This is a genomic window from Acinetobacter marinus, from assembly GCF_900096915.1.
GTDB lineage: Bacteria > Pseudomonadota > Gammaproteobacteria > Pseudomonadales > Moraxellaceae > Acinetobacter > Acinetobacter marinus.
In genome coordinates this window covers 23,099-44,347 of sequence record NZ_FMYK01000003.1, presented here as the reverse complement: position 1 = coordinate 44,347, position 21,249 = coordinate 23,099, and the positions used below count along the sequence as shown (strand labels likewise).

Annotated in this window: 26 protein-coding genes; 14 read left to right on the top strand and 12 right to left on the bottom strand. The window is 44.4% G+C overall.

Annotated features, from left to right (window positions below):
• Positions 1 to 114: 114 nt before the first annotated feature.
• The 8 genes from panC to BLQ60_RS06135 form a co-directional block, all read right to left on the bottom strand.
• On the bottom strand, positions 115 to 963 hold the full coding sequence (gene panC, locus BLQ60_RS06170; RefSeq protein WP_092617599.1) for a pantoate--beta-alanine ligase: 849 nt from the start codon (positions 961 to 963) through the stop codon (positions 115 to 117).
• A 3-nt stretch (positions 964 to 966) separates the two neighbouring features.
• Positions 967 to 1,773 carry a 3-methyl-2-oxobutanoate hydroxymethyltransferase gene (gene panB, locus BLQ60_RS06165; protein WP_092617596.1) on the bottom strand — a complete coding sequence of 269 codons (807 nt, stop codon included), beginning with the start codon at positions 1,771 to 1,773 and terminating at the stop codon, positions 967 to 969.
• 129 nt (positions 1,774 to 1,902) lie between these two features.
• Positions 1,903 to 2,478 carry a 2-amino-4-hydroxy-6-hydroxymethyldihydropteridine diphosphokinase gene (gene folK / locus BLQ60_RS06160; protein ID WP_092617594.1) on the bottom strand — a complete coding sequence of 192 codons (576 nt, stop codon included), beginning with the start codon at positions 2,476 to 2,478 and terminating at the stop codon, positions 1,903 to 1,905.
• Positions 2,475 to 3,980: a polynucleotide adenylyltransferase PcnB gene (pcnB, locus tag BLQ60_RS06155; RefSeq protein WP_092617591.1), complete on the bottom strand. Its 1,506-nt coding sequence runs from the start codon at positions 3,978 to 3,980 to the stop codon at positions 2,475 to 2,477. The genes folK and pcnB overlap by 4 nt, the downstream gene beginning before the upstream one ends.
• A gap of 130 nt (positions 3,981 to 4,110) precedes the next feature.
• Positions 4,111 to 4,623: a ComEA family DNA-binding protein gene (locus BLQ60_RS06150; protein ID WP_213030463.1), complete on the bottom strand. Its 513-nt coding sequence runs from the start codon at positions 4,621 to 4,623 to the stop codon at positions 4,111 to 4,113.
• Positions 4,610 to 5,371 carry a nucleoside triphosphate pyrophosphohydrolase gene (gene mazG / locus BLQ60_RS06145; RefSeq protein WP_092618658.1) on the bottom strand — a complete coding sequence of 254 codons (762 nt, stop codon included), beginning with the start codon at positions 5,369 to 5,371 and terminating at the stop codon, positions 4,610 to 4,612. The genes BLQ60_RS06150 and mazG overlap by 14 nt, the downstream gene beginning before the upstream one ends.
• Before the next feature lie 112 nt (positions 5,372 to 5,483).
• On the bottom strand, positions 5,484 to 6,194 hold the full coding sequence (locus BLQ60_RS06140) for a glutamine amidotransferase (protein ID WP_092617588.1): 711 nt from the start codon (positions 6,192 to 6,194) through the stop codon (positions 5,484 to 5,486).
• Between the two features lie 27 nt (positions 6,195 to 6,221).
• The gene (locus BLQ60_RS06135) at positions 6,222 to 6,875 is read right to left on the bottom strand and encodes a class I SAM-dependent DNA methyltransferase (RefSeq protein WP_092617585.1); all 654 of its coding nucleotides are present in this window, start codon (positions 6,873 to 6,875) and stop codon (positions 6,222 to 6,224) included.
• 206 nt (positions 6,876 to 7,081) lie between these two features.
• On the opposite strand from BLQ60_RS06135, the gene BLQ60_RS06130 reads away from it, so the two are divergent.
• Positions 7,082 to 8,605, top strand: a complete 1,524-nt coding sequence (locus BLQ60_RS06130; RefSeq protein ID WP_092617582.1) for a fumarate hydratase — start codon at positions 7,082 to 7,084, stop codon at positions 8,603 to 8,605.
• 125 nt (positions 8,606 to 8,730) lie between these two features.
• Here the strand turns inward: BLQ60_RS06130 and BLQ60_RS06125 are convergent, their stop codons facing one another.
• From BLQ60_RS06125 to BLQ60_RS06110, 4 genes are all read right to left on the bottom strand, one after another.
• A complete protein-coding gene (locus BLQ60_RS06125) occupies positions 8,731 to 9,576 on the bottom strand; it encodes a DMT family transporter (protein ID WP_092617579.1) in 846 nt (281 codons plus the stop codon).
• 188 nt (positions 9,577 to 9,764) lie between these two features.
• The gene (gene fba / locus BLQ60_RS06120; RefSeq protein ID WP_092617576.1) at positions 9,765 to 10,799 is read right to left on the bottom strand and encodes a class II fructose-bisphosphate aldolase; all 1,035 of its coding nucleotides are present in this window, start codon (positions 10,797 to 10,799) and stop codon (positions 9,765 to 9,767) included.
• A gap of 111 nt (positions 10,800 to 10,910) precedes the next feature.
• Positions 10,911 to 11,234 carry a hypothetical protein gene (locus BLQ60_RS06115; RefSeq protein WP_092617573.1) on the bottom strand — a complete coding sequence of 108 codons (324 nt, stop codon included), beginning with the start codon at positions 11,232 to 11,234 and terminating at the stop codon, positions 10,911 to 10,913.
• Positions 11,235 to 11,295: 61 nt separating this feature from the next.
• Positions 11,296 to 12,489: a phosphoglycerate kinase gene (locus BLQ60_RS06110; RefSeq protein ID WP_092617570.1), complete on the bottom strand. Its 1,194-nt coding sequence runs from the start codon at positions 12,487 to 12,489 to the stop codon at positions 11,296 to 11,298.
• Between the two features lie 153 nt (positions 12,490 to 12,642).
• On the opposite strand from BLQ60_RS06110, the gene BLQ60_RS06105 reads away from it, so the two are divergent.
• The 13 genes from BLQ60_RS06105 (at position 12,643) to BLQ60_RS06045 (ending at position 21,240) form a co-directional block, all read left to right on the top strand.
• Positions 12,643 to 13,026: a DUF2237 family protein gene (locus tag BLQ60_RS06105; RefSeq protein ID WP_092617567.1), complete on the top strand. Its 384-nt coding sequence runs from the start codon at positions 12,643 to 12,645 to the stop codon at positions 13,024 to 13,026.
• Positions 13,026 to 13,613: a Maf family protein gene (locus BLQ60_RS06100; protein WP_092617565.1), complete on the top strand. Its 588-nt coding sequence runs from the start codon at positions 13,026 to 13,028 to the stop codon at positions 13,611 to 13,613. Before BLQ60_RS06105 ends, BLQ60_RS06100 begins: the two co-directional genes overlap by 1 nt.
• A 241-nt stretch (positions 13,614 to 13,854) precedes the next feature.
• A complete protein-coding gene (locus BLQ60_RS06095; RefSeq protein WP_092618655.1) occupies positions 13,855 to 14,838 on the top strand; it encodes a KpsF/GutQ family sugar-phosphate isomerase in 984 nt (327 codons plus the stop codon).
• Positions 14,839 to 14,840: 2 nt separating this feature from the next.
• On the top strand, positions 14,841 to 15,380 hold the full coding sequence (locus BLQ60_RS06090; RefSeq protein WP_092617562.1) for a KdsC family phosphatase: 540 nt from the start codon (positions 14,841 to 14,843) through the stop codon (positions 15,378 to 15,380).
• A 203-nt stretch (positions 15,381 to 15,583) separates the two neighbouring features.
• Entirely contained in the window at positions 15,584 to 16,138 is a 555-nt protein-coding gene (lptC, locus tag BLQ60_RS06085; protein ID WP_092617559.1) for an LPS export ABC transporter periplasmic protein LptC, read from the top strand.
• Complete coding sequence (lptA, locus tag BLQ60_RS06080; protein ID WP_092617556.1) at positions 16,122 to 16,679, top strand: lipopolysaccharide transport periplasmic protein LptA; 558 nt, start codon at positions 16,122 to 16,124, stop codon at positions 16,677 to 16,679. The genes lptC and lptA overlap by 17 nt, the downstream gene beginning before the upstream one ends.
• A complete protein-coding gene (lptB, locus tag BLQ60_RS06075) occupies positions 16,679 to 17,419 on the top strand; it encodes an LPS export ABC transporter ATP-binding protein (protein ID WP_092617553.1) in 741 nt (246 codons plus the stop codon). Before lptA ends, lptB begins: the two co-directional genes overlap by 1 nt.
• Positions 17,420 to 17,793: 374 nt before the next feature.
• The gene (locus BLQ60_RS06070; RefSeq protein ID WP_092617550.1) at positions 17,794 to 18,306 is read left to right on the top strand and encodes a DUF4189 domain-containing protein; all 513 of its coding nucleotides are present in this window, start codon (positions 17,794 to 17,796) and stop codon (positions 18,304 to 18,306) included.
• A 31-nt stretch (positions 18,307 to 18,337) separates the two neighbouring features.
• Positions 18,338 to 18,865, top strand: a complete 528-nt coding sequence (locus BLQ60_RS06065) for a DUF4189 domain-containing protein (protein ID WP_092617547.1) — start codon at positions 18,338 to 18,340, stop codon at positions 18,863 to 18,865.
• A 154-nt stretch (positions 18,866 to 19,019) separates the two neighbouring features.
• On the top strand, positions 19,020 to 19,532 hold the full coding sequence (locus BLQ60_RS06060) for a DUF4189 domain-containing protein (RefSeq protein WP_171259063.1): 513 nt from the start codon (positions 19,020 to 19,022) through the stop codon (positions 19,530 to 19,532).
• A 153-nt stretch (positions 19,533 to 19,685) separates the two neighbouring features.
• Positions 19,686 to 20,219, top strand: a complete 534-nt coding sequence (locus BLQ60_RS06055; RefSeq protein ID WP_092617541.1) for a DUF4189 domain-containing protein — start codon at positions 19,686 to 19,688, stop codon at positions 20,217 to 20,219.
• Between the two features lie 44 nt (positions 20,220 to 20,263).
• Positions 20,264 to 20,749: a DUF4189 domain-containing protein gene (locus BLQ60_RS06050; protein ID WP_092617538.1), complete on the top strand. Its 486-nt coding sequence runs from the start codon at positions 20,264 to 20,266 to the stop codon at positions 20,747 to 20,749.
• 23 nt (positions 20,750 to 20,772) lie between these two features.
• Positions 20,773 to 21,240, top strand: coding sequence for a DUF4189 domain-containing protein (locus tag BLQ60_RS06045; protein WP_092617535.1), 468 nt, complete (start codon positions 20,773 to 20,775; stop codon positions 21,238 to 21,240).
• Positions 21,241 to 21,249 lie beyond the last annotated feature (9 nt).

Below are 21,249 nucleotides of genomic sequence, written 5' to 3'. Positions count from 1 at the left end.
AGTTCTCTGATAGATATGGCTCTCTGGCAGAAATGGCTCACAAGCACATGCACAGCCAGCAACATCAGCAATGCATTGATTATAGCGCATGATCCATCGCCATTTTATGACAGATCAGTGCTCGGTATATTTTACCAAAAGATTATCGATCAATCGTGTTTCACCGAGCTTTGCCGCCACGAATAATACAATATCTTGATCAAAAGCAGTCACTGGCGCCAAGTCTGGGCTAAGTGCTTCGACATAATCAATCTCAAAGCCTGCCTTAGTCAGACTGGCACGCAACTGCGTCAAAGCATCGGCTAAGCTGCTTTGTGTCTGTAATGCGTGTTCTGCATCAGTCAAACTTTGATAAATTTTTGGTGCGACTTTACGCTGTAAATCGGTTAAATAGCCATTGCGTGAACTGAGCGCCAAACCATCTTCCGCACGCGCGATCGGCACACCGACAACATCAATTGGAAAACTCAAATCACGGGTCATCTGACGAATCACCGCCAACTGTTGCCAGTCTTTTTGTCCAAAAAATGCGGTATCAGGTTGCACAATGTGAAATAACTTGGTGACGACTGTCGCTACCCCATCAAAGTGCCCTGCTCGAGAACGACCACACAGCACATCGGTAATTTCACCGACCACCACCGCAGTACGACGTGGTTGATCACCATACATCTGTTGTACTGATGGCGCAAACAGCACGTCGCAACCTGCTTCTGCCAAAAGCTGGCTATCCGCCTCTAGCGTGCGTGGATAATTGTCAAAATCTTCATTCGGACCAAACTGGATCGGATTGACAAAAATGCTGACCACCACAATATCACAGAGTTTTTTTGCCTCGAGCACCAAGTTGAGATGACCTTGATGCAGATTCCCCATGGTTGGCACAAAGCCAATGGTCTTACGTGCCAAACGTGCAGGCGCAAGCGCTGCATTTAAACTTTGTACAGTCGTTTCAGTTTTCATGCTCTAGAGCTCAACTTGAAATGTATGTTCTTTTGCTGGGAATGTTTGATCTAAGACTGCTTGGTGATAGGCTTTAATGGCATCAACGATTGCATTCTCCCCAGATTGCTCTCGCATAAAATTGCGAACGAATCTCGCCACTCGACCAAAAGTTAAACCTAGCATATCTTGAATCACCAACACTTGACCGTCGGTATCCACGCCCGCCCCGATACCAATCACTGGTACTGAAAATTTATCCGCCACTTCTTTTGCCAAAGTCGCAGGGACACATTCTAATAATAGCAAAGCTGCACCCGCATCGACAACTGCCTGACAATCCTCAAGAAGTTGATCCGCAGCAGAGCGAGTTTTGGCTTGTAACTTATAACCACCAAAGACGTGTACCGACTGTGGTGTTAATCCTAAATGCACACAAACAGGTACGCCATTGCGAGTAAGACTGCGCACCGTATCTGCCAGCCAAGCTCCGCCTTCGATCTTCACCGCATGCGCACCAACTTGCATGACTTTACGTGAATTGATCAGCGCATCATCCACTGTGGCATAGCTCATAAACGGCAAATCAGCCATGATAAAGGCATGTGAATTACCTCGTGCGACGATTTGCGTATGGTAGACCATATCGTCGATATTCACAGGCAAGGTCGAGTCGTGCCCCTGAATGGTCATGCCGAGCGAGTCACCAATCAAAATGCTATCGACTTCTGCAACTTCTAAGGCTTTGGCAAAACTCGCATCATAACAAGTCAAACACGAAAATTTACGACCTTCTGCTTTAAAACGTCTTAAATCAGTTAGACTAATCATGTGGCTCATCCTCTCTCGCAAAAAAGCGTTATCTCAAAAATCGTACTACACAAAACTGACTTCGCAAAAACTGTTCTTCACATCAATGATGAAAAATAAAATTCAATGGGCAAACCGCTACGCTTCAAATTAAGCCTGCCTCTTTGCAAGCATAAAGGATTCATCCTGAAACCATGCGCTTTGTATTGCATCTTGTACAGGTAAATCAGAAACGGCTTTCGCTGTAGCGCTTTGCAAACATGCCACATCAGATAAACGGACTTCACCAACCGTTGCCTGTGGCAACAGATCCAACAATGGCAAAACCACAAAATCTCGTTCCATTAATCCGACGTGTGGCACATTCAATCGTGGATGTTGGATCTGATCTTGATCGTATAACAGCAAATCCAAATCCAGTGTACGCTCGCCCCAATGGCGCTTGCGCACTCGTCCTGCATCCTGCTCAATAGCTTGAAGTTGATCGAGCAAAGCTAAAGGCGATAATGTGGTGACTAATTCAACCACTGCATTGAGATAATCAGGTTGATCTTGTGGTCCCATCGGCGGACTAGCGTACAGACGAGACACTCGCACTTGACCTATCTCAGATAAAGCCTTAATCGCAAAACGCAAGTAAGCAAGCCGATCCCCCAAATTACTGCCTAGACCGATATAACAAATGTGATGTATTTGATCTTGGCTAGAGTGAGTTGAGTCAATCATTGCGTTGGTCCAAAGACCACTTGCGATAAATCACGTTGCACACGGCGACGACGTGTAATCGGATGGCTGTTTTGGTTTGTTCCGAAATCATTTGAACGACGATCATTGGCACTGTTTGAACTGTTTCTCGAGCCATTTTGCGTTGTATTGTTCGCACTTTGCTCAGCCTGTGGCGCTGAAGATGCACCATTACGCTGTTTGGCTCGGCGTGCAGCTCGACGATTCACTTCCGTTTCCAGCACTAAAGGCACAAATTCTTCAGGTTCATCCGCTGTAGTCTTTTTATGCTGACGGTTGAAATTACGCTTATAGCTGGCAATGGCTTTTTCTTTTTGGTCATTACTGAGCTCCTGGAACTGCTCCCACCACTCGCCCATGCCTTGCGTGCCTGTATCACCAGACTGTTCACGCAGCAAGAGAAAATCAAATCCTGCACGAAACTTGGCATGTCCCGCCAGATTCATAATGTGCTGCGGCTTTGGTCTGATCAATCGAGATTGCATCTCCCACACTTCACGGATAAAGGTTTCTGCAAAACGAGGAATAATGGTACGTGATGCCTGACGTTTCAATACATCAATACCTGCTTGGGCACGAGCTTCCGCCTCGACCACCCCACGACTACGATAAAAATCGGCACGCTCTAAATAGGCTTCCCATAGTAATACCGCATAGAAAAATGCAGGATTAATGGATTTACCAATTTGAATGCGTTGGTCTGTATTGAACGCCGCACGTTGCATAAAGGTGGTAATTTCAGGTTTGACATCAGCGAACATCTGACGCCAAATATGAAACTTAATCAACAACGGAAGTAATTGTTCCAATCGTCCCATCGAGAACATTTTTTGCGATTCATCATAGAGACGATGTGGCGACACTTCACGCAGTTGCTGTGCACAGGCTTCATCAAAAACCTTGAGAATACTTTGATCAATCTGAAAACCCAGCTTGGCAGCAAAGCGCAAAGTCCTAAGCATGCGTACAGGGTCTTCTTCAAAACGCTGACGAGCATCGCCGAGTAGTTTTAATTTCTTCTGTTGAATATCGCTATAGGCATTACAAAAATCCAGCACAATGCCGTCACGTGGCTGATAATACATCGAGTTAATGGTGAAATCTCGACGGGCAAAATCCTGCTCAATCGTGCCCCAATTATTATCACGTAGAATCATACCTGAGGCACTGGTCACGGCTTTTTTCGGCGGGGCACGGAAAGTCGCCACCTCGATCATTTCCCGACCAGAATGCACATGTGCCAGCTCAAAGCGACGTCCAATAATTCGACAGCGACGCCCAAATACTTGTTTGATCTGGGCAGGTGTGGCATTGGTCACCGCATCGAAGTCTTTCGGATGCTCACCGAGCATGAGATCACGCACACCACCACCAACGATATAAGCGTCATATCCCGCTTTGGTAAGGCTATCAATAATGTCTAAAATGGCAGGGCTGAGTTGTGACGTGGATAGTCCACATTTAGAGGCACGCAAAGTTTGCAAAGAAGCTGGCTCCAGATTGGAATTTAGCTAAAACAGATAAAAATTACGGCTTCATCATAGCTCTATCTGGATTAAAGGGCAATTTGTTTATCGATCATTTACCGAACTTTCAAGCCGATGCCACTACACATCAGGGTTTGAGGCGAATTCGATCTCGATTCTTCGCTAAAGTTTTTTCACCGATCCCGTTGACTTCGAGCAAATCATCTATCCGTTTAAAATCGCCGTGTTGCTGGCGATATTGAATAATTGCTCGGGCTTTCTTCGGTCCAATGCTATCCAGTTTTGCGGTGATTTCTTGGGCAGTGGCTTGATTGATATTGATTGAAACTTGCGTGCCGAGTTGTTGTGGTCGTGGCTGTTGTGACGATTGTGAATGTTGTTGTGTGGTTGATGACTGCGATGATGCACGGCTGTCATTCGATGCTGGTGCGGATGCGTTTGTACTCAATAAGCCGTGTGGGCGACTTGTTTGCACTGTAGGCGATGGCTGTGCTTGCATCAGCGATTGATCAATGCGCTCTTGCCGAGCCTTCCACTGCTCAAAGCTGAGCGTGGTTTTTGCATGCACCGTGCCCATACTGAAAGCACTCAGCTCGGCAATAAGGATAAATATGTTTGCGTAAATTTTATTGTCGTTCATGCGCTTTGGCTGCATCCCAAAGTTGATCCAATTGTGCCAAATCGCATTGTTCTGGTGTCAGGTTTTGCTGTGCCAAAGCCTGCTCGATATAGGCAAAGCGACTACGAAATTTGGCAATCGTGCCGTGCAAAGCCTGATCACAGTTTTGATCCAGCTTGCGCCCAACATTGATCATGGCAAAAAGACAATCTCCTAATTCTTCTTGAATGTGCTGAATATCACTGGTCTTCGTCGCTTCCCGAAGCTCTTGTAATTCTTCATCGAGCTTTAGCCAAGCACCCTCGACATCTGCCCAATCGAAATTGAGTGTCGCAGCATAATATTGAATCTTCTGTGCTTGATCGATACTTGCGCCAACTTTTACTTTCTCTAATCGACTGACAGGCTTTTGTTGCTTTTCTTGTGCCTTGATCTGTTGCCAAAGTTGGCTGACACCCGCTTCATCTAAATTTTGAAAATTCGGATCAAAGACATGCGGATGACGGCGAATCAATTTTTCTTTCAATGTATCAACCACATCTTGAAAATCAAATGCGCCTTGCTCACTGTACATTTGCGACTGAAACACCACTTGCAACAGCAAATCGCCAAGCTCTTCTTTGACATGCGCCACATCACCCGAGCGCACTGCGGCATCGACTTCATAGGCTTCTTCGATGGCGTATTTTGTAAGGCTTTCAGGCGTTTGCTTCTGATCCCACGGGCATTCTCGCCGTAGTGTTTGCATTAAGTCGAGCAAGTCTTGCATGTGGTCATGTTCCATTTCATTTATTCATTGACGACGCGGTTTCGATGCTAAAGTTACGATACTGATGTTGCGATACTGATGTTGCGATGTCGGGCTGAGTGTGTCGAGATCGTTATAATCCTGCCAACCATTCCAGCAATAACTGCTCACCCGCCTGCGCTAGCGCCGTGCCATAGCGCTGATTATTGGCACGTAGTTGCAAAATATCAATTTTGGCGTGATTGAGCTCACTACAATGTCCAATTAGCCATTGCTCAAAACGCTGTGCATCCGCTTCAGGATGAAATTGCATCGCTAAAATGTGTTTGCCCAGCGCAAAGGCTTGATGCGGATAATGTTCAGAACTTGCCAAAAGTGTTGCATTCTGTGGCAATTCAAAAGTATCGCCATGCCAGTGGAGCACGTTCACATCGTGTAAATATTTCAGTGGGCTGGCATTGCCTTGCTCGCTCAGTTGCAAAGTCGACCAGCCGATTTCTTTGATATGCCCTGCATAAACTTTTGCGCCACTTGCCGCAACTAACAATTGCGCGCCCAAACAAATGCCTAATGTGGGTAATTGATTTTGAATACGGTATTTCAGCCCATCAATCTCTTGCTGTAAATATGGATAAATATCCGTCTCATAGACACCAATTGGACCACCCAACACCACTAAAATCGATTCATCTTGATAAATTGATTCAGGAATATTCACACCCGCATGGTAGTAGCGAAGCTCAAAACCTTGCGATTGAAACACCTTGCCAAAACTACCCAAATCTTCAAAAGCAAGATGCTGGATGACATTGATATATTTTTTGCGTTTAATCACGTTTTGCATGCCCTCACCTTTATACAATCACCATTTTTAAGACGATTTTTTCTGCGCCAACCACACCGTATGTCCTGCACAATCAGCATCATTCGCAACCATCTCTAGGACTTGAAAGTCATTTTGCGCCAACAATTCACGATACTCATCAGGCGACAGACTCGCATGGTATAAGGCTTCGCCGAACATCTCACCGATCGCTTCACCTTCACTTGTGCCTGATGTAAACATCAACATCGTGCCGATTTTGGAAAATCGCTGAAACTGCGCAAACATCTGCCGTTGATCATCCGCAGTGAGATGAAAAAAACTATCCCATGCCAAGATCCCATCGAAAGCTGACTCTGTATTGTTATCAATATCTTCATTGAGCTGAACATTTCTCATATCGCCAAGAATCCAGCGATGATTCGGATATGTCTCCACAGGGAAATTTTGCTGTGCCATTTCAAGCATTACGTCTGAGCTATCTACACCTGTGATTGCACAACCTTTCTCACTCAAGTAACGTGCAATCGGTACGCCTGAACCACAGCCTAAATCCAATACTTTTGAATTGCTTGGCAATTTTTCACAAAAACGATCTAGCCAAGATTGTTCATACAAATATTCGCCTCGTAGCTCAGTCCACGCTCGTCCGTATTTGCGGTAAATGTCGATGATATTTTTTGCAAGATGTTGATCACTCATTCCATTTTAACTACTTGTATCGCTATTGGTTTATCTCATTATTTAAGTCGATGATTATCGCTTGTCCTGACACAGACAGATTCAGCGAATATTTTTACCAATATACTCCGACCTTTGGCGCAGTTCACCCATTTTTTCACCACAAAGCAGTGAATTTCTCGTATAATTTCCCCCGCTAGCTACCTGCCCGCACAAGAGATTTATATATGACGACCATTATCAAACAAGATGACTTGATCACTTCGGTCAAGGACGCCCTGCAATTTATTTCGTACTATCATCCTACTGATTTTATCCAAGCCATGAGCCGTGCTTACGACCGTGAAGAAAATAAAGCGGCAAAAGATGCGATTGCGCAAATCTTGATTAACTCTCGGATGTGTGCAGAAGGTCATCGTCCGATCTGTCAAGATACTGGTATTGTGAATGTCTTTTTAGAGGTTGGGTTGGATGTCAAATTTGACCTTACAATGAGCCTAGACGACGCAGTGAATGAAGGTGTGCGTCAAGGTTATTTAGAAAACACCAACGTACTTCGTGCATCTGTTTTGGCTGATCCTGCATTTGGTCGTAAAAATACCAAAGACAATACCCCTGCGGTGATTCATTACAAACTCGTGCCAGGTAATACTGTCGATATTACTGTGGCTGCCAAAGGTGGCGGTTCAGAAAATAAATCAAAACTAGCGATGCTCAATCCATCTGACTCAATCGTCGATTGGGTATTGAAAACTGTGCCAACCATGGGCGCAGGTTGGTGTCCGCCGGGTATGCTCGGTATCGGTATCGGCGGTACAGCAGAAAAAGCCATGATGCTCGCCAAAGAATCGTTGATGGAAGAAATCAACATGGACGAGCTACTCCGCCGTGGTCCTCAAAACAACATCGAAGAACTTCGTATTGAAATCTTTGAAAAAGTAAATGCACTGGGTATTGGTGCACAAGGTCTAGGCGGTTTAACCACTGTCCTTGATATTAAAATTAAAGATTATCCATGTCATGCTGCTGGCAAACCAGTCGGCATGATTCCAAACTGTGCAGCGACTCGTCACGCACATTTCACTTTGGACGGTTCAGGCCCTGCGCATATCCAAGCGCCAAAACTTGAAGATTATCCTGAAGTGACTTGGGATACTTCAACCTCGAAGCGTGTTAACTTGGATACCATTACCCAAGAAGAAATGAATGCGTGGCAACCGGGTGATACCTTATTGCTCAATGGTACGATTTATACAGGTCGTGATGCAGCGCACAAACGCATGGTCGATATGCTCAATAAAGGCGAAGAACTACCAGTCGACCTCAAAGGTAAATTTATCTACTACGTTGGTCCTGTTGATCCAGTCGGTGATGAAGTGGTCGGTCCTGCAGGTCCTACAACTGCAACTCGTATGGACAAATTCACCCGCCAAGTGCTCGAAGCAACTGGTTTGTTCGGCATGATTGGTAAAGCGGATCGTGGTCCGACTGCCGTTGAAGCGATTAAAGACAACCAAGCGACTTACTTGATGGCAGTTGGCGGTGCGGCATATCTCGTGTCTAAAGCGATTCGTGAAGCTGAAGTGGTTGCCTTTGCTGATCTCGGTATGGAAGCCATCTACAAATTTGTGGTGGAAGATATGCCTGTATCTGTTGCGGTGGATGTCAACGGTACATCTGTGCATGCGATCGCACCAAAAATCTGGCAAGAAAAAATTGGTAAAATTCCAGTGGTTGATGCGACTGTCTAAGTCAATCCATCATTTTTACCAATTCGATAAAATCTCGCCTCAAATCAAAAAAGCATAGCCTCGGTTATGCTTTTTTCGCTTATGCTTTTTATATTAATTTTCAATAAATTTAATGACTTAAGCCACTACATTGCTTGCATTAATATCAGCACAGCAATGATCGCAAGCATCCCGCCCACCACACGACTACGGTTGAGTTGTTCTTTAAAAATCAATACCGCCGCCAAAATACCAAAACACACTACCAGAATATTCATCGAAGCAAAGACCAATGCAGGACTGTCACTGAGCTGTCGATGGGCGTATAAATAAAAAGCAATATTGGCAAAATTCAGCACGCCCAATAACATGCCAGCCAATAGTGTTTTACTTGTTAAGACTTGAGATTGAAATAATGCCACCGCCAAACATAACAGCGCTGAACAGATAAAAATCGCATTGAGACTCATCGCAAACTGCAAGCCCAATCCCGAAGTATATTTAAACAATAAATCTATCAGCGCATAGCCAACCCAAACACTTAAAATACTCAGCCACGCTGCCATCGATTGACTGGATTTTGCCCCGCCCTGACCAATCAGCATGATCAACACCGCCACCACACCGAGCACAATTCCGAAAATTTTAAGTGCTGAAAATTGCTCTTGATAAATTAAGCTGGAAACCAAAATCGTCAGTACCACCGATAATCGCTGTGCAACTTCGGTTTTGATCAACCCCGCATGATGCAAAGCACGATCTAAACACCAAAAAATACTGGGTAATAAAATCGCCAATGCCCCAATCAGCCACCATGAATGTTCTAACTGCGCCACATTAAAAGACGGCTTGAACCATAAAAAACACAGCACGGATGCAGTAAGATAATTCAATGTCAATAGATGGACAATATTCAATCCATACTGACGATAAAGTTTCAGTGCGATCGACACCGATACACTAAATAAGGCTGCGATAAGAATAAATTGCATCGGTCATCCAAGAATTAATTTGAATCTGTAAAACTCAACACGATGATTTTTAAAAGATGATCTTCAAAAGACGATCGTTAATAGATAGTCATTAAAATAAGCGAATTCACAATCATGCAAAAGCATTTAACAATAAAAAACCCATCTCGTGATGGGTCTTTTATAGGTCAAATCAAATGATGTACAGATTAATAACGCTCAACCATTTTTTCCAATGAAATAGGACGAATCTTGTTGGCATTGCCTGCTGTACCAAATGCAGTATAACGATCTACACAGATTTGTTTCATGGTTTCTACCGTCTTCGCCAAGTATTTACGTGGATCAAATTCGGCAGGATTTTCCGCCATGAATTGACGAATCGCACCTGTTGATGCCAAACGTAAATCGGTATCAATATTGATCTTACGCACACCATGCTTGATCGCTTCAACCAATTGATCAACTGGTACGCCGTAAGTTTCGCCAATCTGACCGCCGTATTCGTTGATCACTTTGAGCCATTCTTGTGGCACAGAGCTCGAACCATGCATCACGATGTGGGTATTTGGCAATGCGGCATGAATTTCTTTAATGCGATCAATCGCCAAAATATCACCTGTAGGTGGACGCGTGAACTTGTACGCACCGTGTGAGGTACCGACTGCGATCGCAAGTGCATCGACATTGGTATCTTCGACGAATTGTTTTGCTTCTTCTACAGAAGTCAGCAATTGAGAGTGATCAAGTACACCTTCTGCACCAACGCCATCTTCTTCGCCTGCCATACCTGTTTCCAAGCTACCTAGACAGCCAATTTCACCTTCTACAGAGACGCCACAAGCATGCGCCATTGCCACCACTTCACGGGTAACACTGACGTTGTAGTCGTAATCGGTCGGGGTTTTCCCATCGGTACCCAATGAGCCATCCATCATCACCGAACTAAAACCAAGCTGAATCGAACGCTGACAAATCGCAGGGCTTGTGCCGTGATCTTGGTGCATGACCACTGGAATATGTGGCCACTCTTCAACCGCCGCCAAAATCAAATGACGTAAAAATGGCGCACCCGCATATTTACGAGCACCCGCAGACGCCTGCACGATCACAGGTGAATTGGTTTCATCTGCCGCCATCATAATAGCACGCATTTGCTCTAAGTTGTTGACATTGAATGCTGGAACGCCGTATTCATGCTCAGCGGCATGGTCTAATAATTGGCGTAGTGAAATAAGTGCCATAAATCTCTCCCAAAATATAAACGCATTCTAACCTGATCATCATTCGAATTCAGCTAAAATCACGTTTTAAAATAGAAAAAATCCCCGCTATGCGAGGATTTTTAAAATCAATTATTGTGCAGCTTCGCTACTTTGTTCAGGCTGTGCAGCTGCATCTGCTGTGGTGGAGTCTGCTGGCGTTGCGGTTGCAGTTTCTGTTGCTTCAACCGATGCATCAGGCGTTGCAGTCTCACCTTCTACCGCAATCGCTTCGGCATTTGGTTGATCGACCGAATCAATAGCTGCTTGTTGCTCTGGTGTCACTGCTTCGTCCGCAGGTGCGGTAGTGGTTGCTTCAGCAGGCGCAGCTTGTTCTGCTGGTGCTTCTTTTTTGGCACATGCCACAGTGAATAATGGAAGCGCAATTGCAAGTGCAGTTAAAAGTTTAATATTCATCAAGATATCCTCAAGTAAAGTGTTAATTCAAAATCAAATCAAATTTTAAAAACTAACCGTATTAGTTTTTCGCACGTTCAAGAAGTACAGCAACAGCAGGTAAAGTTTTTCCTTCAACAAACTCAAGGAATGCACCGCCACCAGTCGAGATATAGCCAATTTGATCAGCCACTTGATATTTATCAATCGCAGCCAAAGTATCTCCACCGCCTGCAATCGAGAAGCCTGCGCTCTCTGCGATCGCCAATGACAATGCTTTAGTGCCTTCACCGAACTGATCCACTTCAAAAACGCCGACAGGGCCGTTCCACAGTATAGTCTTTGATTGCTTCAACAATGTTGCAAATTGTTGTGCGGTTTCAGGGCCAACATCGAGAATCATATCGTTATCGCCAACATCAGCGACTTTTTTGACCACGGCGTTGGCATTGCCTGCTGAACCTAAGAAGTCATCGAAGTTAATTTCAGACGCATCCGTAACCACTACATCTGTTGGTAGTGGCACATCAACTTTAGCAGCGATTTGTTTAGCTGTTTCTAGTAAATCTGCTTCACAGAGTGATTTTCCGACGTTATAGCCTGCTGCGGCAAGGAAGGTATTGGCAATCCCGCCACCAACGATGAGCTGATCACAAATGGTCGACAATGACGTTAACACATCCAATTTAGTCGATACTTTTGAACCTGCAACGATCGCCACCATTGGCTTCTCAGGGGTTTGCATCGCACGACCCAATGCATCCAACTCAGCGGCAAGAAGCGGTCCTGCGACAGCTTCCTTGGCATAACGTGCGGCGCCTTCTGTCGATGCTTCGGCACGATGCGCTGTGCCGAATGCGTCCATGACGAATACATCGCACAGTGCTGCATATTTCTGTGCAAGCTCAGGATTATTCTTCTTTTCGCCGTGATTGAAGCGTACATTTTCAAGAAGTACCACTTGCCCTGCTTCAACCGTTACACCATTTAAATAATCGGTAAACAATTGCACGTCTTGACCCAGCGCTTCAGTTAGATATGCTGCAACTGGCGCAAGCGATTGTTCAGGCTTTGGCTCACCCTCTACTGGACGACCTAAGTGAGAAAAGACCATCACAGCAGCACCTTGAGCGAGGGCTTGTTTGATGGTTGGAATCGCAGCACGTAGACGCGCATCACTGGTGATTTTGCCATCTTTAACAGGGACGTTTAAATCTTCACGAATTAAGACACGTTTCCCATTCAAATCTAAATCAGTGATGCGCTGAAAATTCATCTGCTTCTCTCATGTTGGTTAAATTAGTTGCGCAAATTTTAAATCATTCTCATTAAAAAGGTAGTTCTATTTCGGTAAAATATGAAATTCGCCTCAAATATCATTTATCATGATGGTACTCACCCGCATTCATTTTAAATCAGGTTTGTATTTATGTCATATCATCCCGACCCAGAACTCAATCGCCTCAACGTCTTAGGCGGTGCACTCGCCAGTTGTTGTTTTGATCCGATCACAGGCTATTATCGAGATGGTTTTTGTCATACAGGCTATGCCGATGTTGGGCTACATACCGTGTGTGCACAGATGACTTCTGAATTTTTAAGTTTTTCACAGCGTGTCGGCAATGATTTGACTACGCCTTTGCCTGAAGTTGGTTTTGCTGGATTACAACCAGGTGATTTTTGGTGCATTTGCGTGACCCGTTGGGTCGAAGCATATCAGCATCAGGTTGCCCCGCCAGTGAAAATTCACGCTTGTCATGAAAGTGTGTTGCAATTTGTGGAGTTAGAAACGCTGATGGAATATGCAGTGTAATGACGCAGATTATTCTTGCCTCAAGCTCAGAAACACGCAAAGCGCTACTGAATCGCTTGCATCTCGATTATCTAGCGATCAGCCCTGAGATTGATGAAAGCGCAAAACCACATGAATCAGCGGAACAACTTGCACAGCGTTTGAGTTTTGAAAAGGCGTTGAAAATTGCCAAGGATTATCCCGATGCGATTGTGATTGGTTCCGATCAAGTCGCTTATCTTGCACAGTCCCCCCAGCAATTCATTGGCAAGCCCTATACCGAACAAGGCGCCATTGCACAGCTTCAACATCAATCTGGAAAAATACTCAATTTCACCACAGGCTTGTCTGTGCAATGTATCAATCAACAATTTGAACACACTTGTGTTGTGCCCTTTCAAGCCAAATTTCGTGAATTAAGCAATGATGAAATTCAGCGTTATGTGACCATTGATCAGCCCTTACATTGTGCAGGCAGTTTTAAAGTTGAAAGTCTAGGAATCAGTTTATTTGAATCACTCAAAGGTGATGACTACACCGCATTGATGGGCTTACCGATGATTCAACTGTGTGCTGTTTTACGTCAACTTGATGTTCGAGCGCCTTAAACCTTGCGTAACTTGTGCATAGGTGATTTAGACAAATGATCGCAAACGTATTCGTATTTTCCACGAGCAAAGCCTAAAGGTAAAATCGAGCAAAATCGTGCGTTCGGCAAAGTAATTACATAGATTTGCAATCCACATCCATATGCTTACAACCGTGCTTAAGTCTATACATTTTTAGAAATTATTCTGTGATACAATTATCCGAATGAATAATATGATCTTGATTTAGGCAATATAAATGATGCCCGCAAATGAGCTACACATAAACTTTATTGAAAGTGCTTTAGAAACCCTACAAATTGAGCAACAAGCGTTAAAAATCTTGGCGCAACAAATCGATCAACGCTTTGTTGATGCCTGTGAAATTATTTTGCAGTGTAAAGGGCGCGTTGTGGTGACTGGTATGGGGAAATCTGGTCATATCGGTCGCAAAATGGCAGCCACCTTAGCGTCGACGGGAACACCGTCGTTTTTCATGCATCCTGGTGAAGCAGGTCATGGTGACTTAGGGATGCTGGTGCGTGGTGATGTGCTGATTGCCATTTCCAACTCAGGTAAAAGCGATGAGATCATGATGCTCATGCCATTGATCAAACATCTCGATGTACCATTGATTACCATCAGCGCTGACGATCAAGGACCAATGCCACAAAATGCCAATGTTGCTTTGACACTGGGTAAGGCGCAAGAAGCCTGTCCGCTGGGTTTGGCACCCACATCGAGTACCACAGCGACCTTAGCACTTGGTGATGCCCTCGCTGTAGCACTATTAGAGGCTCGTGGTTTTACTGCGGATGATTTTGCTCGCTCACATCCAGCTGGTGCTTTGGGTAAACGTCTATTACTCCATGTTGAACATTTGATGCATCAAGGCGATGAATTACCATCTGTTACTGCATCGACACCACTCAATCAAGCCCTGTATGAAATGACCAACAAACGTCTCGGCATGACCACCATTGTCGATGACCAACACAAGTTGCTCGGTATTTTTACCGATGGTGATTTACGTCGTCTACTCGATCAACAGCAACAATTCAGCCTAAATATTCCTGTGTCTGAAGTGATGACAAAAAGTCCATTTACCATTAATGTCAACGCCAGAGCTGTGGTCGCATTAGATTCGCTGAAAGAAAAGAAAATCAACCAATTCGTGGTGGTGGATGATCAAGACAAAGTCGTCGGCGTGATCAGTATGCATGACTTAATTAGTGCAGGAGTATAATCATGGGTTCGTTTGCACTTCTTGAAAAAGCATTACATATGCAAGCCTTGGTGCTCGATGTGGATGGTATTCTTAGTGATGGATTCGTGACATTTACCAATACTAGCGATGAAATCAAAAACTTTGATATTCGTGATGGTTTAGGGATGAAACTGATCCAATCAATTGGCATGAAAGTCATCATTATCACAGGGCGCAAAAGTAATATCGTAGACAAGCGTATGTCTGATCTCGGTGTGGATTTGGTATTTCAAGGGCGTGAAGACAAAGGTACTGCCCTGCGTGAAGCCTGCGCTCAGCTCAACCTCTTACCCGAAGACTGTCTGTATATGGGTGATGATTGGCCTGACTTGTCTGCCTTTGCTTTGGCGGGAATGAAGATCACTGTACCAAATGGTCATGTCGAACTGCGTCGCCGTGCTGATCTGGTTACCGTTGCCTATGGTGGTCGTGGTGCAGTGAGGGAAGTCTGCGATATGCTACTGCATGCCAAAGGTGAATATGAAAACACCCTTGAAAAATTCCTCAACCCACCACATTAAATATAGATCATCATCTGCTTAATTGTGCTCTAATTAACGATGCTTTGTTGAGCTATATTCTCAGTCATTCGGATTGAGTTGATTGCTCACAGTATCGATGCTGGATTTGCGTGTTTGCTTTAAGTGTTTAATTTGGGATGTTTGGTTTTTAGATGCTTAGTTTTAGATGTTTGGTTTTGAATGTTAAGTGAAAGGCGATAACGATGGATACACGACTGCTTTATAGTATTGCGATGGTCTTTGTCATCATTGTCGCTGGCTTTTATTATTTCAGTGGCAAAAGCAAACGACTTGAGGCGAGCAAAGATGCCAATCTCAACTCAACCGCCAAAACCATTCAAGTCACTCAGACCAACGAACAAGGTCAACTGTATGCCAAATCGACCATTCAAGGCATGACCGTGAATATGCAATCTGGTGATGCTGTGCTTGAAAAAATTCAAGGTGTACAATATGAAAAAGGCAAAGAAAACGCCAGCTTTCATGCCGATCAAGGTTTTGCAAAAAATGATTATGAAAATGTAGAGTTGGTCGGTAATGTACGTGTGTCAAAACTCAGTGATCAGAAAACGCCAAGCATCACTTTTGATACCGACCAACTGAGTGGCAACACCAAAACCAATCAAATCGTGACCGATCATGAAGTCATGATCACCAGTCCACAAGGTAAATTTCAAAGTCAGGGCTTAAAGGCGAACTTAAATACTGGCGAATATGAATTTTATACAATTCGAGGTCTTTATGAACCAGCGTCCTAATCTACTCCCAACCCATTGCGCATCGGCATCGCTACTTGTTGCACTGTCGTTATTTGCCAGCACGCAGAGTTTTGCACTGACCAGCGATCGTCAAAAACCGATTAGCTTGGAAGCGGAACGTGCCACCTTCAATGAAAAAACGGGTGTCACGACTTATACGGGCAACGTGGTGATCCAACAAGGCACACTCAAACTGCAAGCCGATGCGATCGTTGCCAATCTCAACAGCAACAATCAAATCAAATCAGTCACTGCCAACGGCTCCCCTGCCAAATTCCAACAACAAATGGATGGCAACAAAGGACTGGCACGTGGCGAAGGCAAAAAGATCAATTACAACGCTGAATCTGGCATTATCACCTTATCAGGCAATGCATTCCTCAGTCAAAATGGCGCAACATTTCGTGGTCAAAACTTAAAATACAGCATGAGCAAAGGCGATATTCAAGCGGATGGTGGCAGTTCAAGCACAGGAAAAGGACGCATTCAAATCGTCATCCCACCGTCTGCATCGCAAAGCCTTTCTGGAGTCAAAGATTAATGAGCACTACAGCCGTGCAAACCTTATGTATTCAGCATTTGGCAAAAAACTATAGCAAACGCTGGGTGGTCAAAGACGTTTCTTTTGAAATCCACAGCGGACAAATCGTTGGCTTACTTGGTCCAAACGGCGCAGGAAAAACCACCAGCTTTTATATGGTGGTTGGCTTGGTGCGCATGGATAAAGGTTCAATTCATTTAGATAACAAAGATTTATCCAGTCTTTCCATGCATGAACGCGCTCGGCAAGGCATCGGCTATCTGCCTCAAGAAGCCTCGATTTTCCGCAAATTGACCATTGGTCAAAACATCATGGCGATCCTCGAAACCCGTAAAGATTTAAACAAACAACAACGCCAGCAACGCCTTGAAGAATTATTAAACGATTTTAAAATTACCCATATTCGAGATTCACTTGGCATGAGCGTCTCGGGTGGTGAACGTCGCCGTGCTGAAATCGCCCGTGCCCTCGCCTCTGATCCAAAATTCATGTTGCTCGATGAACCTTTTGCGGGGGTCGACCCAATCTCGGTCAATGACATCAAAGACATCGTGGAAAATCTTAAAGATCGTGGCATTGGCGTACTCATTACCGATCATAATGTGCGTGAGACTTTGGCAATCTGTGAAAAAGCCTATATTGTCTCCGAAGGTAGCGTGATTGCCGATGGCACACCGCAAGAAATCCTTGAAAATGACACCGTTCGCCGTGTCTATCTGGGTGAAGACTTCAAAGTATAAGCAAATTATGAAGAACATTATCGATCAAACCAAATCTGTATAATCAGAATTTATTGACTGAATTGCTCTTGATCAAAGACTAAAAAGACCATACAAGACGGTGATTTATAATCATCGTCTTTTTTTTCATCTGGTATGAATGACACACTTTCGGTAAAAAATATCACAAAATTCGTTTTTGATAAAACTCACAATTATGCGATTTTTTCGCATAAATACCACAAAAATACTATCAATACCGCACCAAACTTGCTCACAAATTCTTGCTATACAAGCACTTAGACATTAATCTTAATTAAATTAAGTTTAAGATTAACTTGACCGACTGTTTTACTCAATCTACGGATTTATATGAATCGCAGGGAGTGCCTCGTATGAAAACTCAACATTTATTTCTTTTTGGGCTGATGAGTGCAAGTATTTTTGCCATCAGTAACTCCGCACAAGCCGAATACGGCTGTCAGGCAGGTCATATTCCCGTGAATCAAGGACCTCAGCAAGTCTGTGTTGCCGATTACAATCTACCGCATTGGAATCAAACTCAACGAAAAAAAACAACAGGCTACTGGCAAAAAACTTGGGGAGCGATTGCCCCTTCTCCAACAGATGCAATTTTAGGTGTCGCTGAAAGTGTAGGCAGTAAAAAAGAAGCAGAAAAAATTGCCATAGCAGACTGCAAAGCCAAAGGCGGTACAGATTGCGAGGTTGACTTTGCCTACCACAACCAGTGCGCTGTCATGATTGTTGGTAGCAAAACATATCAAAACTATGGGAATGCCACGATAGCAGAGGCGACACAGCGAGGCTTAGCCGACTGCAATCAAAGGGAGAAAGGTTGTCGTGTCTATTACTCCGCCTGCGCTAAGCCCATCTATCATCGTAGATAATTTTTAAAAACGATCAAAAAGGAACCTTTCCATGAAAACACAACATCTACTTTTATCCGCCCTATTCAGCATCTCAGCCATTGGTTTTGCTGGGTCAGTACATGCTCAAGGGCATCAATATTTTATCTGTAATGGCACAGCTCAAGCTGGACCATGTACGGGTGGTTCTTCTGGTGGTGGCAATGGTGGTAACACTAGAAATGGTCAACCAATTACATATTGGAACTTTACATGGGGCGCTATCGCCTATGACAAAGACCTTCGCATCGCTGGCGGTTCCTCAGGCAAGGGTGGTAAATGGTCAGCCAAATCAGCAGCAAAAAAAGACTGTAAAGCCCGAGGCGGTAAAAAATGCAAGGTTTTACAAGAATATAATAGCGACAATGGATGTGCTGGACTGTCAGTCGGCAATTCAGGCAGATGGGCGACGGATTTTGGCAATACGCAAGAAGAGGCTGGGCTAGCCAGTAAAAACTATTGTGAGTCTGATGGAAAAGGCGCTTGCCAAGTTATCTACGCAGGCTGTAGTCACTTGGAAAGAGATCGGGTGGTCTATTAGAAACTATGATGATTAAAATTCGAGAAAATTTAATACTTCGAACGTCTTGTAATATCCGCAAATGGAGCATGCATTTTTCTTGACTTTGATCATCAGCATACATTTTAGAACACCACCAAAGATAGATAACCCAAACCTTAAAAGGAAATTTATTATGAAAACCAAATCACTGATCACAACAGCTGGAATCGTCGCAATATTCGGATTCTCAGCAAATCTTGCTGTAGCACAATATGTACCGCAAGCAGAAAAGCACCGAATGGCAACCCAAGGACAAGGATCGCAAGGATCGACAAGCTCGTCAAGCTCTGGCGTGCCAACGACGTATTGGAACATAACATGGGGCGCGTTCGCCTATGATAAAAATCTTGGCATCGCTGGCGGCTCAGCAAACAAGGGCGGGAAATGGTCAGCCAAATCAGCGGCAAAAAAAGACTGCAAAGCCCGAGGCGGAAAGAAATGTAAGATTTTACGAGCATTTAATAGCCTCGATGGATGTATTGGGGTGGTAAAAGGTCCTAAAAAAGTGGGTTGGAATTTTAGGGATACAGCTGAAGAGGCTGGGCAAATCAGTAAAGATTATTGTGAGTCGTATGAAGGAAAAGGGAATTGTCAAGTCATCTACACAGGCTGTAGCCCCTTGGAAAGAGATCGGGTGGTTTATTAGAAACTATGCTGGCTAAAACTCAAACAACCCTAAGTGCCTAAAAAGTCTTGCAAGATCAAATAAGGGAGCATGCATTTTTCTTCACTTTGACCGCCAGCGTACTTTTTAGAACACCACCAGAGTTCGATAAGCCAAACATCAAAGGACTGCATTATGAAAGTTCACCATCTATTTTTATCCGCCTTGTTTGGTTTCTCAGCCATTTTAGGCACCTCAATGAGCGCACAAGCCGAAGGTGGCTGTCCTTCTGGCTACGTGCCAACCCCAAACCAAGGTCAACCCTGCGCTGCTGACTACAACCTCCCCTACTGGAACCAACAGCAGCAAAGCCAACCACAAGTTCAGCCAAGAGTACGTGTGGTGTATAAATGGGGAGCTCTCGCATACGATAAAACGAACGGCGTATACGGTGCTTCAGATAACAACAAAAATGAACGGTCGGCAAAATCAAAGGCAATGAAGGACTGTCAAAACCGAGGTGGCAAAAATTGTGAAATTTTGAATGCATATGGTCGCGACCACTGTATTGGTCTAGCAAGAAGCCGTACAGGGGAAATCGCTTGGAAACACGAAGTATCAGTAAAAGATGCAAGTGAAGTAAGTATTAAAGATTGCGAATCCAGCTATGGAAAAGGCAATTGCCAAGTCATCTACTCAGGCTGTAGCTATGCGGTAAGAGTGGAATAACCAATTTAATCACCCCCAACCCAAACCTTAAAAGGAAATTTACTATGAAAACCAAATCATTGATCACAACAGCTGGAATCATCGCAATACTCGGATTCTCAGCAAATCTTGCTGTAGCGCAATATGTACCACAAGGCGCAAAACACCAAATCGCCACCCAAGGACAAGGCTCACAAGGGTCGTCCATGCCAAGGACGTATTGGAACATCACATGGGGTGCTATCGCCTATGATAAAAATCTTGGCGTAATCGGCGCATCAACAGGCAAAGGCGGTAAATGGTCAACAAACTCCGCAGCAAAGAAAGACTGTAAAGCCCGAGGCGGAAAGAAATGTAAGATTATACAAACATATAATAGCCTCAACGGATGTGTTGGCATGGCAGCAGGCAATTCAGGAGGATGGGCTACGGATTTTGGCAATACACCAGAAGAGGCTGGGCAAGCCAGTAAAAACTATTGTGAGTCTAATGGAAAAAGTCAGTGCAAAGTCGTCTACACAGGCTGTAGTCCAGAGGTAAGAGTAGGATAACCAAAACAACAAAGGAGTGAATCATGAAAACCAATCTGCTTATCACGACTGCTGGATTCATCGCAATACTGGGATTCTCAGCGAATCTTGCTGTAGCGCAATACGTTCCACAAGGCGCAAAACACCAAATCGCCACCCAAGGGGCACAACAGCCTACGGCACCACAGGCGCGTTGGGCAGATCGGTGGGGAGCATTTGCATCAGATGGCAAGACATACGGCATTGTTGCTGACGCTAACAGTGAGCGTAAAGCAAAAAGTAATGCTATTGCCGAGTGTGAGAAGAATGGAGGAAATAAGTGCCAACACAGGTTTACTTACAGAAGCCAATGCGCAGCAATAGCTGCAAGTGAGCGCAATAAGTTTTTCAGCGGCGCTCCTGATGCCAAAGAAGCTGAAGAAACTGCTATAAAGCGTTGTGAAACTGCGAACGGGAAAGGTGCTTGTTGGCTCTACTACTCAGGCTGTAGCCTCCCTGTCCGTATTCAATAACTCAGAAGA

Excerpts from the sequence above, each read along its gene's own strand:
- BLQ60_RS06100 (WP_092617565.1), top strand. The coding sequence starts at position 13,026 with ATGACGCAGATTATTCTTGCCTCAAGCTCAGAAACACGCAAAGCGCTA.
- BLQ60_RS06090 (WP_092617562.1), top strand. The coding sequence starts at position 14,841 with ATGGGTTCGTTTGCACTTCTTGAAAAAGCATTACATATGCAAGCCTTG.
- BLQ60_RS06065 (WP_092617547.1), top strand. The coding sequence starts at position 18,338 with ATGAAAACACAACATCTACTTTTATCCGCCCTATTCAGCATCTCAGCC.
- BLQ60_RS06125 (WP_092617579.1), bottom strand. The coding sequence starts at position 9,576 with ATGCAATTTATTCTTATCGCAGCCTTATTTAGTGTATCGGTGTCGATC.
- BLQ60_RS06060 (WP_171259063.1), top strand. The coding sequence starts at position 19,020 with ATGAAAACCAAATCACTGATCACAACAGCTGGAATCGTCGCAATATTC.
- BLQ60_RS06110 (WP_092617570.1), bottom strand. The coding sequence starts at position 12,489 with ATGAATTTTCAGCGCATCACTGATTTAGATTTGAATGGGAAACGTGTC.
- lptC (WP_092617559.1), top strand. The coding sequence starts at position 15,584 with ATGGATACACGACTGCTTTATAGTATTGCGATGGTCTTTGTCATCATT.
- BLQ60_RS06070 (WP_092617550.1), top strand. The coding sequence starts at position 17,794 with ATGAAAACTCAACATTTATTTCTTTTTGGGCTGATGAGTGCAAGTATT.
- BLQ60_RS06045 (WP_092617535.1), top strand. The coding sequence starts at position 20,773 with ATGAAAACCAATCTGCTTATCACGACTGCTGGATTCATCGCAATACTG.
- BLQ60_RS06150 (WP_213030463.1), bottom strand. The coding sequence starts at position 4,623 with ATGAACGACAATAAAATTTACGCAAACATATTTATCCTTATTGCCGAG.
- mazG (WP_092618658.1), bottom strand. The coding sequence starts at position 5,371 with ATGCAAGACTTGCTCGACTTAATGCAAACACTACGGCGAGAATGCCCG.
- folK (WP_092617594.1), bottom strand. The coding sequence starts at position 2,478 with ATGATTGACTCAACTCACTCTAGCCAAGATCAAATACATCACATTTGT.
- BLQ60_RS06055 (WP_092617541.1), top strand. The coding sequence starts at position 19,686 with ATGAAAGTTCACCATCTATTTTTATCCGCCTTGTTTGGTTTCTCAGCC.
- BLQ60_RS06140 (WP_092617588.1), bottom strand. The coding sequence starts at position 6,194 with ATGCAAAACGTGATTAAACGCAAAAAATATATCAATGTCATCCAGCAT.
- panB (WP_092617596.1), bottom strand. The coding sequence starts at position 1,773 with ATGATTAGTCTAACTGATTTAAGACGTTTTAAAGCAGAAGGTCGTAAA.
- BLQ60_RS06115 (WP_092617573.1), bottom strand. The coding sequence starts at position 11,234 with ATGAATATTAAACTTTTAACTGCACTTGCAATTGCGCTTCCATTATTC.
- BLQ60_RS06095 (WP_092618655.1), top strand. The coding sequence starts at position 13,855 with ATGCCCGCAAATGAGCTACACATAAACTTTATTGAAAGTGCTTTAGAA.
- lptA (WP_092617556.1), top strand. The coding sequence starts at position 16,122 with ATGAACCAGCGTCCTAATCTACTCCCAACCCATTGCGCATCGGCATCG.
- fba (WP_092617576.1), bottom strand. The coding sequence starts at position 10,799 with ATGGCACTTATTTCACTACGCCAATTATTAGACCATGCCGCTGAGCAT.
- BLQ60_RS06135 (WP_092617585.1), bottom strand. The coding sequence starts at position 6,875 with ATGAGTGATCAACATCTTGCAAAAAATATCATCGACATTTACCGCAAA.
- panC (WP_092617599.1), bottom strand. The coding sequence starts at position 963 with ATGAAAACTGAAACGACTGTACAAAGTTTAAATGCAGCGCTTGCGCCT.
- BLQ60_RS06050 (WP_092617538.1), top strand. The coding sequence starts at position 20,264 with ATGAAAACCAAATCATTGATCACAACAGCTGGAATCATCGCAATACTC.
- BLQ60_RS06130 (WP_092617582.1), top strand. The coding sequence starts at position 7,082 with ATGACGACCATTATCAAACAAGATGACTTGATCACTTCGGTCAAGGAC.
- lptB (WP_092617553.1), top strand. The coding sequence starts at position 16,679 with ATGAGCACTACAGCCGTGCAAACCTTATGTATTCAGCATTTGGCAAAA.
- BLQ60_RS06105 (WP_092617567.1), top strand. The coding sequence starts at position 12,643 with ATGTCATATCATCCCGACCCAGAACTCAATCGCCTCAACGTCTTAGGC.